The 12881-nt window shown below is 32.9% G+C and carries 10 protein-coding genes; 3 read left to right on the forward strand and 7 right to left on the reverse strand.

The window, feature by feature from the left end; translation table 11 throughout:
* Positions 1 to 175: 175 nt before the first annotated feature.
* A complete protein-coding gene (locus NLJ00_RS07035) occupies positions 176 to 664 on the reverse strand; it encodes a nuclear transport factor 2 family protein (protein ID WP_256636703.1) in 489 nt (162 codons plus the stop codon).
* A gap of 328 nt (positions 665 to 992) precedes the next feature.
* On the opposite strand from NLJ00_RS07035, the gene NLJ00_RS07040 reads away from it, so the two are divergent.
* Positions 993 to 1676, forward strand: coding sequence for a hypothetical protein (locus NLJ00_RS07040; RefSeq protein ID WP_256636704.1), 684 nt, complete (start codon positions 993 to 995; stop codon positions 1674 to 1676).
* A gap of 156 nt (positions 1677 to 1832) precedes the next feature.
* On the opposite strand, the gene NLJ00_RS07045 is transcribed toward NLJ00_RS07040, so the two are convergent.
* Positions 1833 to 2147 carry an HPF/RaiA family ribosome-associated protein gene (locus NLJ00_RS07045; protein ID WP_053469929.1) on the reverse strand — a complete coding sequence of 105 codons (315 nt, stop codon included), beginning with the start codon at positions 2145 to 2147 and terminating at the stop codon, positions 1833 to 1835.
* Positions 2148 to 2490: 343 nt separating this feature from the next.
* Between NLJ00_RS07045 and NLJ00_RS07050 the strand changes: the two genes are divergently transcribed.
* Complete coding sequence (locus tag NLJ00_RS07050; protein WP_256636705.1) at positions 2491 to 2727, forward strand: hypothetical protein; 237 nt, start codon at positions 2491 to 2493, stop codon at positions 2725 to 2727.
* A gap of 99 nt (positions 2728 to 2826) precedes the next feature.
* On the opposite strand, the gene NLJ00_RS07055 is transcribed toward NLJ00_RS07050, so the two are convergent.
* The 3 genes from NLJ00_RS07055 to NLJ00_RS07065 form a co-directional block, all read right to left on the reverse strand.
* Positions 2827 to 5187, reverse strand: coding sequence for a DUF2357 domain-containing protein (locus NLJ00_RS07055; protein WP_256636706.1), 2361 nt, complete (start codon positions 5185 to 5187; stop codon positions 2827 to 2829).
* A 6-nt stretch (positions 5188 to 5193) separates the two neighbouring features.
* Positions 5194 to 6720, reverse strand: a complete 1527-nt coding sequence (locus tag NLJ00_RS07060; RefSeq protein ID WP_256636707.1) for an McrB family protein — start codon at positions 6718 to 6720, stop codon at positions 5194 to 5196.
* A 135-nt stretch (positions 6721 to 6855) separates the two neighbouring features.
* Positions 6856 to 9318 carry an AsmA family protein gene (locus tag NLJ00_RS07065; protein WP_256636708.1) on the reverse strand — a complete coding sequence of 821 codons (2463 nt, stop codon included), beginning with the start codon at positions 9316 to 9318 and terminating at the stop codon, positions 6856 to 6858.
* Positions 9319 to 9559: 241 nt separating this feature from the next.
* On the opposite strand from NLJ00_RS07065, the gene trxA reads away from it, so the two are divergent.
* Complete coding sequence (gene trxA / locus NLJ00_RS07070) at positions 9560 to 9877, forward strand: thioredoxin (protein ID WP_008466289.1); 318 nt, start codon at positions 9560 to 9562, stop codon at positions 9875 to 9877.
* A gap of 144 nt (positions 9878 to 10021) precedes the next feature.
* Here the strand turns inward: trxA and NLJ00_RS07075 are convergent, their stop codons facing one another.
* Both NLJ00_RS07075 and NLJ00_RS07080 read right to left on the reverse strand, forming a co-directional pair.
* Positions 10022 to 12112 (reverse strand): ATP-binding protein, encoded by a 2091-nt coding sequence (locus NLJ00_RS07075; protein WP_256636709.1) that lies wholly within the window; start codon positions 12110 to 12112, stop codon positions 10022 to 10024.
* The gene (locus tag NLJ00_RS07080; protein ID WP_256636710.1) at positions 12113 to 12817 is read right to left on the reverse strand and encodes a LytR/AlgR family response regulator transcription factor; all 705 of its coding nucleotides are present in this window, start codon (positions 12815 to 12817) and stop codon (positions 12113 to 12115) included. It abuts the gene before it with no gap.
* Between the last annotated feature and the right edge of the window lie 64 nt (positions 12818 to 12881).

Here is a 12881-nt window from a genome sequence, read left to right on the forward strand (position 1 = left end):
TGGTTGTGTTTTGATTTTAGTCGATTTTGTAAAATACTGATCGCTTTTTTAATAGTTTTTCATTTTACTATTCCAAAACACACCCAATATTGTCAATTATACTATAATTAATTTGATACCGACGCTTATAAAGTCCTATAAAAGTTATGTTTATAAGAATAAAGCATAAAAATGTTTATTTTTTTTGAAGCTTCGCAATCAAAGCGTCTTCAATTGGTGCTTTTATTTTGGTTACAGCATCAACCTCATCATTCGGAATTGTCATGGATAATACATAATGCTGAATTTTCCATTCTTTACCCACTTTTACCAAAACTCCAGAACCACGGCAGATTTTCATTTGTGTATCTAATAACTCATCAAACCAAGCTGTTTTTCCTGATTTATCAAAAAAGATATGACGTTCAAGCGCTTTAAAATTCCAGGTTGTTCCTTTGTCGAAAAATGGTTTTGCCCAAATTGAGAATTCTTTTTTAGTCCAGTTTTCGGTTGCGTCAGTGCCAATGTAAATCGCATCATCGGCCAAAGCACTAAAATAAGCATCAAATTTTACCTCGCCAGCAGCTTTGTGCCACGCATCAAGAGTTTGATTGATTTTGTCTTTGTCGGTTTGAGCATTTGCAAAAGAGGCAACGAATAAAAGTAGTAGAATTGTTTTTTTCATGAGAGATTTTATTTGAGATTAAAGATAAGGAATTTTTGATGGCGCACGGATTTCACAGGTTTAACCAATTTTTCTCATTTTATGTCATTTCGACGAAGGAGAAATCTCCACGAGAAGCTCGACAAAGATTGGATTCTAGGGGCGGAGTTACTTACGGAGATTTCTCCTTCGTCGAAATGACAAACAGTATTCTTAATTAATTTACTTTAACAAAAACTCAGAGTTTTTGAGAGATTAAACGACAAAGCAACTTAAATTATCTTACATAACTTATATGGTTTAATCTTAAAAAGTGATTATATTTGAGTGCTTTAAAATATCCCAAATTATGAACCCGAAAATCTTTATAAGTTCACTCGCTATAACCTCATTACTTTTTGTTTCCTGTAAAAAGGAATTAGAACCACAGGAAAGTACTGCAACATCTGAATTGGTAAGACTTGGACTTGCAAAAGACACAACGAAAACACCTTCAGTAGTGCAGCAGACTCAGACTCAAGCTTCCGCTTCAAACCCAAACACCGTTTTAAGTGATACAAAAGGATTAAATCCTGCGCACGGACAACCGGGCCACCGCTGCGATATTGCTGTTGGAGCACCTTTAAATTCTGCACCAACACAACAAGTACAACAGGTACAGCAAGTTCCAGCGCAAGCAGGGCAGACAGTACAAGTAAATCCGAATCAAAAAAATGTGGTTACTACTACAGTAGCTGCGCCAGTAAAAGTTGGAAAAGGAATGAATCCATCGCACGGACAGCCGGGGCATAGATGTGATATTCCGGTTGGAGCGCCTTTAAATTCTCCGGTAGCGGCTAAAACTACTCCCGCAGCTTCCACACCACAAGGCGGAACAATGACACAAAATGTAACCGTTCCTGCAGGTAATCCAGTTCCGGCTCTATTAAGCACCGATGCAAATAAAACAGTTGCAGAAGGAATGAACCCGGCACACGGACAGCCCGGACATCGCTGTGATATCGCCGTAGGAGCTCCGCTGCCAAAATCATAAGAAGAGTTGCAAAGATGCAAAGTGACAAAGGTGTAAAGTAAAACAAGCGCAAAGAAAACTTTGAACCTTTGTCACTTTGCATCTTTGTACCTTTTCAAAATACATAAAAAAAAGACGTTTCAATCTGAAACGTCTTTTTTTTATGTATTTTGAAATTTAGTGCGCTTTCAGTTTTTCGAAAGTTGTAGTAAGTGTTTTTTTGGCTTTGCTCAAAGCACCGTTAAAAGCTTTTTCAAGAGTTTCGGCATGTTCAGTTACAGTGATTGGCTGTAGTTTTGCTGTACGAACTTCAAGAACACATTTTTTATCATTTAGGCTGAATTTCTCTCCATTTTCATCTCCAAAATGTACTTCAATGCGTGTAATTTTATCTTCAAAACGCGCTAAACCTTTTTCTAATTCTTCAGAGAAATATTTTTCTAATCTTTGGTGTCCTTCGATGTTTTTGTCGGTATTGATTTGAATTTTCATAACGGTTTATATTTAATGTTTGTTTCTCAAAGCTATTTTTTTTGGACCGAAAAGCCAAGCGAGTTAATAAAACATTATGATATTTTTAGTGTTAATTTTTTATTCTGAGGAAGGAAGAATCGCACTAGAAACCCCACAACAACCATTAAACTAAATTGTAAGAAAACCACATAATTCGCTCGGGTTTTTTAATATCTTTGCAGTCCTAAACTTCAAATTATGAACACAAAAAATCTTCTTGCCCATGCGGTATGCTGGCGGTATTGGAAACAACTGCAACGCGTATTTGAAGGCGTAGGACAGCTAATCCGTATGGGTTTTATATTCCCTAAACTTCAAATTTATGAGTACAAACACCCTTTCCAAAGAAACAGAAACTCGATTAACGGATTTCTTCAACCAAACAGTTGATCCAGAAAGTCTGGCAAAAGCGATTAGGCAAATCAATTATTTAATTGCTTTAAGTATAATTCGGGATTGCGAAACTTTTCAAAACGAGAAAACAAATCTTGAAAAAGGTTATTATTGGCTGAATGAATTAGCCGAGATTTTGAATCCTTATTTTGAGGTGGAAAATTAAGAAAATGTAAAAAGCCACTGTGAGGTGGCTTTTTTATTTTTTGGATTGTCTTTCGTTTATGGCGTTTTGAATTCACTTTTAGAAAGTTTAATTTGATAATCATTTAATTTCTTTTACCTTCATCAATTTAGTTAATGATACTGTAAAAGGCATTCCTGCCTGACTGTAAATATTCTTATTTGTTTCTAAAATCTTTTTGTATTCATCTAATTCTTTAAAATTCCAACTAACATTTTCAAATTCTAAATCATTTACTTTTTCAATATCCACTTTTAAATAATGTTCTTTTAAGTTATTTGACTGTGGAAAATTGAGTTCAATAATTCTATTTTTTGAATAAACTTGTAGTCCGTTGCTTTTTATTTCATACAAATCGAAAGCGGTCTCCTGTCCATTTCTTCTTAATAAAAGATATTTCGCATTTACTACTTCATTTGTTAACTCTAATGAACCAATAGTATCATTCATTCGGAAAAAATATTTTTTATTTTCATTATACCAATCAAATCGTTTAGCTGTTTTTGAATATCCTACTAATACAAATGTTTCATCTGGCAATAATTTTGAGCCATTTAAATATTCAGGAATTGGTTCATGGAGCAGGTTGTTATCTTCTTTAATAACTTGATGAATACTATGGGCTTTATAATTAATGTTTTCTCTTTGGGATGCTCTGTCTAGTAAATGCTCAATAACCAGATCTATAAACTTGGACAATTCTGTGATGTCATTATTTTGGCCTGTTGGATTGATAGAAAAAGCACCCAATCCTGGAATGATTTCGTGAAAGCCTCTTATTTCCTTTTTTTCCGTTCCAGGATATAAAACATAAGCACCGCCTGATCTTCTAATCGCATCTTTATAAGAATGCATCTTTAATAAATCTGCATTTTTATATATTCCTTTCCTCTCGTTGTTTTCTTCTTGTTCTATTAAATCACTATCTGTAGAAGTTTGAATTTGGAATTGTGTTATTTTATATTTTGCATCAAAATGAATATGTACGATAAGATCTTGTCTTTCAGCTTCTTTTTCTTTTAGCATTGCGGGCCAAACTGATAATGTGTAATCTGGACGTAGTGTAGTTGTATAACTGCCCGCTTGCTCATCAGTATATTTTGTGCCTCCTTTAAAAGAACGATTATATGAGAATTTTACTTTTAACGCTCTCTTTTCTGTGATAAAATCACCGTACAAAGCAGTATGTTTTCCTTGTTTTACCATTACATTCAAACCGTCTTTGGTTGGCTCTATCAAATGGTTATAAGATTGCTCTTCGTGCTCAATATTTTTTATTTTGAATTTAGACTTGAATAGATCATACAATGTAAAAAACAACCAATATTCGTATAAAGTAGCAATATCTCTTTTGCCAGCTTTATATACGTCGTTGCCACCTTTCCAAATTAATTTGGCCGCTAAATCAAATTGCAGCCATGTACTTAAAACTTCACGATAACCACTTTTTCGCTGCAAAACAGGGCTATTTAATTTTAATGAGATTGGTCTGGAAATATCCTTAAAAAAAGAATGGCTTAAATAACCATCAAGTTTTGTAACCAAATTAGATGCTTCTATATGTGGTCTAGAATATTTTTTATCCTTAAAGTATTGTTGACAATCTTCTGCAAATCTTAAAAAAACATCCAAAGCATGTTTTATAAATCGATTTTCAGACGTGTCTGTGTGTTCAACTTTTCTAAAGCTATTTATTTTGTTTGGAATTGATTGAATTCCTACTCGAAATAAAGGATGCGATGTTTGTAAAGGGATTCTATTTGAACCGGATGAAATTTGTTTAGTTGCAGCGTTATCAAATCTTTTTACTTTACGAATATCAATTTCTTCTGTTTCGGTATTCCAATTGGTTTTAGGAGAAGCTATAATTTTTAATACTGCTTCTTCAAAATCTCTATTTTGAATGATAGAGTTAACAAAACTAAATCTTTGATAGATTGTTTCATTGTCTCTTGAAAAGTCTGTTTCAAAATTTTGCTCAACTGGAGAGTTGATTTGCATTAAAAGTTCCGTACACTTATCAGTTATGTCCTTTAACATAAAACGGTAGTTTTCACGGTAGCTTTTATCGAGTTCGGTATCGAATTTAGTTGCTAAAACTTCAAGAGTAATTTCAAATTCTTTGTCTTTATGAATAGTATTGGATACAAATAAAGTAAGTGTACCAACATAAATATTAGGCACAATTCTGCCTAAAGAAGGATCACGTTTTGACTGTGAGACTATACTAACGTTACTACAATTTAAGCGATAGTTTTTATTGGTAAAGGCATATTCATAACTATTACCTTCCAAGATTTGAAAGGTGCTTTCTCCATTCTCATTTGCTTTCTCTTCTGAAATTTCAAAAAGGCTACCCATATTTTCAGGATAGATTTCTAAAAAATCAGTTTCATTAAAAAAAGTTAATGGTACTCGAATATGTTCCTTGATTTCTTCCATATTACTTTATGCTTCTGCATAACTAGTAAAACCATTAGCCAGTACATTCTTGTACATTCTAATTAGTTTTTCAAAAGAAATAGGATATTTTACAGAAATTCCTTCAAAGTTGTTTTTATGAAGATCATCAAATTTCTTTTCAAAATCTTCTCTAGTTATATCCTCCAAACATAAGCTCGATAAGGCAATTAATATTTTTACCAGTTTACTTCTAGAACCGTGTAATTTTGGTAGCAATTTTTGCATAATTGCAATGTCTAAACAATCATTATCTTTAATCGTGGGCTCTAAGGTTTTTAATTTTGTTGCCAATAGCAAAATCTCAGATGCAGCACGGTAACCAAATTCGGCACCAACTTGTTGTAATTGTTTGAAAAATAACACCAACTCTTTTGCGATGTTGTCATTTTCAACAATGTTATTTTGGGAAGCAATAAATAAGAAACTTTCTGCCATTTCAATTCCTTGACCTTGTAAATTTTGTAAATCTGGAATATTTGGACTTGCTAAAAAATCGTTTATTTCATCGTCTGTAATTCTAAACTCAATTACGTTTGCTCTGTCTAATACTTTTGGACTGAACATATAAGTTGTTTCATCTATATTAACTGTACCGATAATAAATACATTTTTAGGCCAATATATTTCTAAAGGGATTTGTAAACCGTCCAAACTTTCTCTCGGATTCCCAGTATATAATTTTATGGTATCATTAGATTCCATGATACTTAAAAAGTCTGCAAAATAACGTTCTACATGACTGAGGTTCATTTCGTCTAGGATCAAAAAGAAGGGCTTATTTTCATTTCCTTGTTTTATGGCTTCTAATAATAAATGAATTACGCCACTATCAGGAGTTATGTATTCTGTAGAAACCAAACCGTTTGGATATCCTACAAGAGGTTCTCGATTGGTCCAATCTGCACCTACAGGAACAATTTTATATTGATTAATATCTTCGCAAATCCATTGTGCAAAAATTTGTGCTATTTTGGTTTTTCCAGAACCAGATAAACCACTCAGAATTACAAAAGGCTTAGAAATTAATGAAGCTATGAAACGAAGGATTAATGAGGATGAAAAATTGAGGTTAGATTCTTGAGTTTTTTTATAGAATACATCATAAGATAATTCGGTCCCAGAAAAATTTATTATTTCATTTGTGTTCAATTTTAAATCCGAAATCTTTTTTAAATTACTTTTTTGAGAAATGAACTCACTTAAAAATTTAATATAATTGTTTTTACCTAAAACAGCTTTTGGTACACCTCTGCCAGTAGCATAACTAAAAGCATTCCAGTCATTGTTTTTTTGGTTATTTTTTAAAGTAATCAACTTCTCAATTTCATTGACAGAATGTTCAGGGTTTTTAGGATCAATATTAAATAAATATCCATCAAAATAACTGTCATTCCAAAAGTTCAAAACTTTTGTAGTAACTAATCCATCATAAGATTTTAAAAAGTTAACAGGATTGTTAAACCATTCTACAAAAGCATCTTGAACAAGGTTATCTACCACTTCTGATTTCATTAAGTAATTGTTTTATTTTTAAAATTTTGGCGCTATAAAATTTCTGTAGCATCTACTTGCCAGAGAACTGTAAATATAGTTTAAGATACTAACTTTTGAGAAAAAGTGAGAAATTTATTTTTAAAAAAGGAATACCTACTTCTCCTTCTTTCCCCACTTAATCTTCATTTTCCCACCATCATCAACAGCAAGTAAATGAAGCACAATACCACGTTCACGAACAGCATCGCGTTCGGCTTTGCTGGCGAGTTTGGCGTCGTTTTTAGAATTTCTTAGTGGGATTGTGAGGGCGAGATTGGTACCTCGGCCGAAAGAATAAATTCCGTCAACATCGATGTTTAGGACGCTTGAACTTATGGTTAAATTATTTACGTCTATTTGTTCTCCGCGCATGTTGAGATTTCCGGATAAATCACTGAAAGTTATATTCTTGACATCACGAAACGGAAAAGCAAATTTACCCACTTTTACAATAGGTTCAAAGTTGAGCAATGCACCTTGATTGACGGTGAAATTTAGTTTTCCGTGCATTGAATTGGTAATTAATTCGCCTCTGCTGTTGATAAATCCGCTTACGTTTGCGGTGCTTGTTAATCTTCCTTTTATATTATTCGGATTAAAAGACGTGATTCCGAAATTGTTGAACGATCTCAAAAAACTCGCAATATCAACTCGGTTTACCTGTGCATTTGAACTGAAGGCATAATTTTTTCCGCTTGGCAAAACTTCACTGTTAAAAGTGATGCTTCCGCCAGAAGTTTGGAGCGAACCATTTTTTATGACCAATTTAGAATTCAGCATTGAGATTGTTGCTCTGGTATTGGTTGCGGTCAGTTTGTTATAATTGATTTTATCTGCTTTAATGTCAATTACCACAATGCAATTTTCGATTACATTTCGCAAATGATTGGAAATCGTCGTTCTTTTATTATTTTTAAGTGCAGTTTTCTTTTTTTGAGAAGAAGCCAAAACGCCTAAAAATTGTTTAAGATCAATATTAGGACAATAAATGTTCCAGTTTACGACCATTTTTTCGGGTGCGTCGTAATATAAGTTTAAGAAATTATCGATTTTTCCGTCTATAAAAATGGTGTTCTTTTTGTGTTTGTAGGCAATTTGTTTGATGATTAATGCTTTCTCGGTAAAATCAAGATGAATATTGGTTTTTACCGCCTGAATATTTTTCGGGATATAATGAAATGAAGCATTGTCGACATCAACATTTCCTATAAATCTTGGCTTGGTAATGTACAAATCGACAATATCAAACTGAAATTTCAACTTAGCTTTGGCGTGGCCTTCTTCAAAATGAATCCACTTTTCGTTACTTATCTGATTGAGTCTTTCGATATCAAAATCAGAACTTACGTTTCCGGTTGCGATTGGTTTTTCAAGATTACTAATTACAACTTGCGGAATGGTAAGCGGAATGTTTTCATATTCTCCCGAAAATCGGGTTAAAATTACGGCAGAATTTGGATCGTTAAATCCGTTTTTTGGTTTGAAATTATTGGTGAAAATCCCTCTGAAATTACATTTGTCAATTCGTCCGTCGGGAATGGTGAGCTCGTTGTTTTTGGCTACAGCCTGAACCACAATTTTAGGATCGTCGTGAACATTTAAATCGCCTTTTAGATCGCAGTTTACGTCGATTGGTTTTTTCAAATCAAATCTATCAAGTTTTGAGCTGATATTTCCGGATAATAATCGAGAAGCATTACTCCATAAAATGCGCGTATTGATATTGATTCCGAAAAGAGAATTGGTTTTGCCAATATTGAAATAAGCCACAATATCAAAGGAATCTGAACCAATTTTTAAGTTTTTGGTCGAAACATCAATTTTTTGTTTGTCGGCTTGATAAGAAACGGCCAGCGTTCCTTTGAGTTCTTTTTGTTTGGCAAAACTTCCGTGTACGGTATTAAAAGCTAAACTGTTTATTTGAGTGTCTAAAAATAAATCGGTATTCCAGTCGTCTCCGTCATAATCTACTTTTGATTTTAAGCTGTGAACATCAAAATCAAACAATTTATTTCCCAGTTGATTATCTATAATAATATGAACATCGCTGAGGTCGATTTCGTCAATCGTGGTTTCGGGTTTTGATTTATTTTCGAGCGTTTTTTTCTTTTTCGCTTTAAAAATATCAGAGTTTGTGTAACCGTCTTTGGTTTTATAAATATAAATATCGGCGTCGTTAATCAGGATTTTATGAATGTTGACTTCATTTTGTAACAAACTCCAAACGTTTAAACGTGCTTCGATTTCCTGTGCTTTCAGTAAAGTATGATGGTGCGTATTCCATTTATTGTCCTTGAGTTCGACATCTTTGAGAGCCAGCGTAAAATTCGGGAAACCGGTTAAAAACTTATACTGAAAATCGCCAATATGAAACTTTCCGTTTATATTCTCATTAATCTTGGTATTGATCTTAGCAATAATTTCGGTTTTATTCTGATTGAAGTAAATTGATAATCCTCCACAAGCCAATAAAAGCAATCCAATTAGTATCAGAATAAAAATACCAAAACGTTTGGCGTATTTTTTAAAATGAACCGACTGGAAAAATGTTTTTATTTTGTGTAAAGTTTCCTTCATTTTGTGTGGATTTTACGGACTAATAAAGATAAGTATAAAAAACGACTTTCTTTACGATAGTTAGAGCTTGTAAATAAAGAACATGTGAATGTTATAATAATTGACGATACATTTATAATCAAAACTAATTTGGGAATGGTGTATGATTTGTTTTTAATTTTTAACTTTGTACCTCAGTTTTGAAAGTATTTAAAAAGTCTCCCGAGACAAAAGCTGAGAATAACTTTAAAGAAAAATAATTATGGCATTAGCAATAACAGATGCTACTTTTGACGAAGTAGTTTTAAAATCAGATAAACCAGTAATGGTAGATTTTTGGGCAGCATGGTGCGGTCCTTGTAGAATGGTTGGTCCAATCATTGACCAATTAAGCGAAGAATATGCAGGTAAAGTTGTGGTTGGTAAAGTAGATGTAGATGCTAACCAGGAATTTGCTGCTAAATATGGTGTGCGTAACATACCAACCGTTTTGGTGTTTCAAAATGGTGAAGTAGTAGGGAAACAAGTAGGAGTTGCTCCGAAACAAGCCTACGCTGACAGCTTAGACGCTTTGTTGTAATCGTAAGATTATGATTTATATAAAAAAGGCCTGATTTTTTCAGGCCTTTTTTATTTTGATTTTTTGCCACAGATTAAAGGATTTCCACAGATTTAAGAATCATTTTAATCCTTTTAATCCTTTTAATCTGTGGCAAAACTTAAACTATGTTTCTATTTGTTTAAAAGCAATAGTAAAAGTCGTTCCGAAATCTGGTTTTGAAGAGACTTCAATTTTGCAATTGATTGCCGTTGCGAGATCCCGAATTAAATGCAATCCTAAACCGGATTTGATCCCTATAACTTCTGAGTCATCATAAAGGGCTTTGAATTTTTCCTGATTTCCGCCCGCGCCGTTATCGGTTATAGAGAGAAAAGCCTGATTGTTTTCCTGCCACGCTTTCCATATTATTTTTGGGTTTTCTCTTTTATCAAGCGCTTTTATGGCGTTTCCGGTTAAGTTTCTTATAATCGTTTTCAGGTAATTTTCATCTGTAGTAAGAATAACATTTTCAGGATTTTCAAACGAAATTGAAATGTTCTCATTGCTCGAAAAATGCTGCTGTATTTCTTTAAAAATAATTTCAACAGCAATTTCTTTAAAATGCGGTTTAAAGTTTTCCATCTGGCCTTTACTCCAAAGCAAAATATCTTCCATTGAGGTTAATAAATTTTCAGCTCCCGAAATTACTTTGGTCTGCATTCTCGCAGCCGTTTCTTCGTCAATCAATTCAGGGTTTTCTTTTTGAAGATGTAAAAAATGAATCAAATTAGAAACCGGACTTCTTAAATCATGGTTTAAAATGCTAAAGAATCTAGCTTTTATTTTATTGGCTTCATCTAATTCCTGATTTAAAACCTGTAATTTCTGATTGGTTTTTTTTCTGTTTTGATTTTGGTTGAATAATAACAATCCAATAATTGCAACCAAAGCTAATCCCGAAATTAAATACAATCGCTGTTTTTTAGCTTCATCAATCTGAAGATTTTTAATCGTGTTTTCGGTCGAAAGATTGTTGATTTTTTGTTGTTTGGTTTTATTTTGATAACGGGCTTCGGCATTTGCAATACTTTGTTTCGCCGATTCGTGCATCATTTCGTCGTTGTACTTGCTGTAGATTTCGTTATAATGAAAAGCTTCTTCCCAAAGTCCCAGCGCTGCATAACTTTGAGAGAGTTTTTTATTTATAGTAACGAAGAATTCTTTGTCATAATTTAAAGCATTTACCGATGCTTTTTTCAAGGTTTCAATCGCACTTTTATAATCTTTCTTTTCATACAAAACTCTTCCCATTATTGTATTGGCTTCCATCAGAATTTCTTCATCTGTTGATTTCTGCCCAAATAGAACAGCTTTTTTAGCATAATTATACGCTGTATTGATCTGGCCTTTATCTGCATAAAATTTAGACATGCTTTGGTTCGCAAAACTCAAATTAAGAAACAGAGAATCTTTTACAGTTGGATAGGTATAAATTAACTTGTAATACTTCAAAACGCTGTCTGATTTTTTCTGCGCGGCAAAACACTGCATATAATAATTGCACGAAAATGCGCTTACATATGGAGATGTTTTTATATAAGGTTTTGCTTCGTTTAAATATTCAATTGCTTTATCAAATTGTTTCATTTTGATATACGCACTCGCAATCTGGCTGTACGAAACACCAATATTTTCAATATTTGGAGTGCTTTTTTTAAGCAGTTTTTTATACGTTATCGCTTTTAGCTGATATTTAATAAAGTTTTCATATTGAGCATAATCAAGATAATATTCACCTAAACTTCCGTTAAGTACAGCTTGTGTATAAGTGTTTTTTGTAGTGTCGAGAACTTGTTTGATATAAACAATTAAGTTTTTCCTTTTTAAAGTATCATTCAGCGAATAATAAATATAATTGAGCCGCATTAAGGCCGAAGTTTTATTTTTTAGATGATTTCCTATTTGGGCATATTTCAAAGATTGCTCATAATTAACCAAAGCCTTTTGATATTGGTTATTGCTAAATTCATAAGCAGTTCCAATATAAAGATAAAACCGGCTTGTGTAGGCAGGATGATTTTTAGAAAGCTCAATTCCTTTTTGTCCAGCAATTATTACTTTCGAATAATCTTCTTTGTCTAAAAGTTCTGTGGAATATTTCAGCCAGATTTTTAATTTTTCGTTTGTAGTTTTATATCGGGATAAATTCGGTTCCTGTTGTGCAAAAACAGAAATACTGATGAAGAACAAAAACAAAAATCCGACTTTTTTCATCTAAATCAGGTTTAAGTTTTCTTTGTAACTTCTCCCAACCGGAATCGTGACATTATTGTTTAAAATGATTTCCGTCGAATTCATCTTCTGAATAAACTGCTTTTGAACGGCATAACTTCTGTGAATTCTAATAAAAGATTGAAAATGATCTTCTTTCAATAAATTTCCAATACTCGATAAAACGCAATGCCTTTTTTTATCGGTAATAATCAAAGTATAATCTTTTAGCGCTTCGAGATATAAAATTTCGTGAAGCTTAACTTTGGTCTGATCGTGGCCTTCTTTTATATAAATAGTATCACCGCCAATGCTGGCTTCAAAAAGAGAAGCTTTTAACTTAATCTCCATAAACTCTTCAATTCGGTTTAGGGTTTGCGTAAAGCGATCCAGTTTTAAAGGTTTTACGATAAAGTCCAGCGTTTCTATTTGAAAACTTTCAACCGCATGTTCAGGATGTGCAGTAATAAAAACACAAACGGGAATCTCTAAAGCTTGTTTCCTGAATTCAATACCGTTTAAATCCGGCATATCAATATCCAGAAATAAGATATCAACTTTTTTTTCTTCGATAAACGGAAGCGCATCTTCGGCAGAATCAAAAACACCTAAAATATCCAGAATCGGGAATTTTTTAGCAAAAGACAATACAGTAAGTCTGTCAATTTCGTCGTCATCAACAATAATACAAGAGTATTTTTTCATCATTCAAACTATGTTTTATGTCGTCTGTCTATTTAAAATGTTGTTTGTCTATTCGCTGTTTTTGCCC

It is taken from the genome of Flavobacterium panici, assembly GCF_024499525.1.
GTDB classification, from domain to species: domain Bacteria; phylum Bacteroidota; class Bacteroidia; order Flavobacteriales; family Flavobacteriaceae; genus Flavobacterium; species Flavobacterium panici.

What these genes read in the sequence shown, in the direction of transcription:
- NLJ00_RS07065 (WP_256636708.1), bottom strand. Translation starts at nt 9,318, where the DNA reads ATGAAGGAAACTTTACACAAAATAAAAACATTTTTCCAGTCGGTTCAT.
- NLJ00_RS07045 (WP_053469929.1), bottom strand. Translation starts at nt 2,147, where the DNA reads ATGAAAATTCAAATCAATACCGACAAAAACATCGAAGGACACCAAAGA.
- NLJ00_RS07035 (WP_256636703.1), bottom strand. Translation starts at nt 664, where the DNA reads ATGAAAAAAACAATTCTACTACTTTTATTCGTTGCCTCTTTTGCAAAT.
- NLJ00_RS07050 (WP_256636705.1), top strand. Translation starts at nt 2,491, where the DNA reads ATGAGTACAAACACCCTTTCCAAAGAAACAGAAACTCGATTAACGGAT.
- NLJ00_RS07075 (WP_256636709.1), bottom strand. Translation starts at nt 12,112, where the DNA reads ATGAAAAAAGTCGGATTTTTGTTTTTGTTCTTCATCAGTATTTCTGTT.
- NLJ00_RS07055 (WP_256636706.1), bottom strand. Translation starts at nt 5,187, where the DNA reads ATGGAAGAAATCAAGGAACATATTCGAGTACCATTAACTTTTTTTAAT.
- NLJ00_RS07040 (WP_256636704.1), top strand. Translation starts at nt 993, where the DNA reads ATGAACCCGAAAATCTTTATAAGTTCACTCGCTATAACCTCATTACTT.
- NLJ00_RS07060 (WP_256636707.1), bottom strand. Translation starts at nt 6,720, where the DNA reads ATGAAATCAGAAGTGGTAGATAACCTTGTTCAAGATGCTTTTGTAGAA.
- NLJ00_RS07080 (WP_256636710.1), bottom strand. Translation starts at nt 12,817, where the DNA reads ATGATGAAAAAATACTCTTGTATTATTGTTGATGACGACGAAATTGAC.
- trxA (WP_008466289.1), top strand. Translation starts at nt 9,560, where the DNA reads ATGGCATTAGCAATAACAGATGCTACTTTTGACGAAGTAGTTTTAAAA.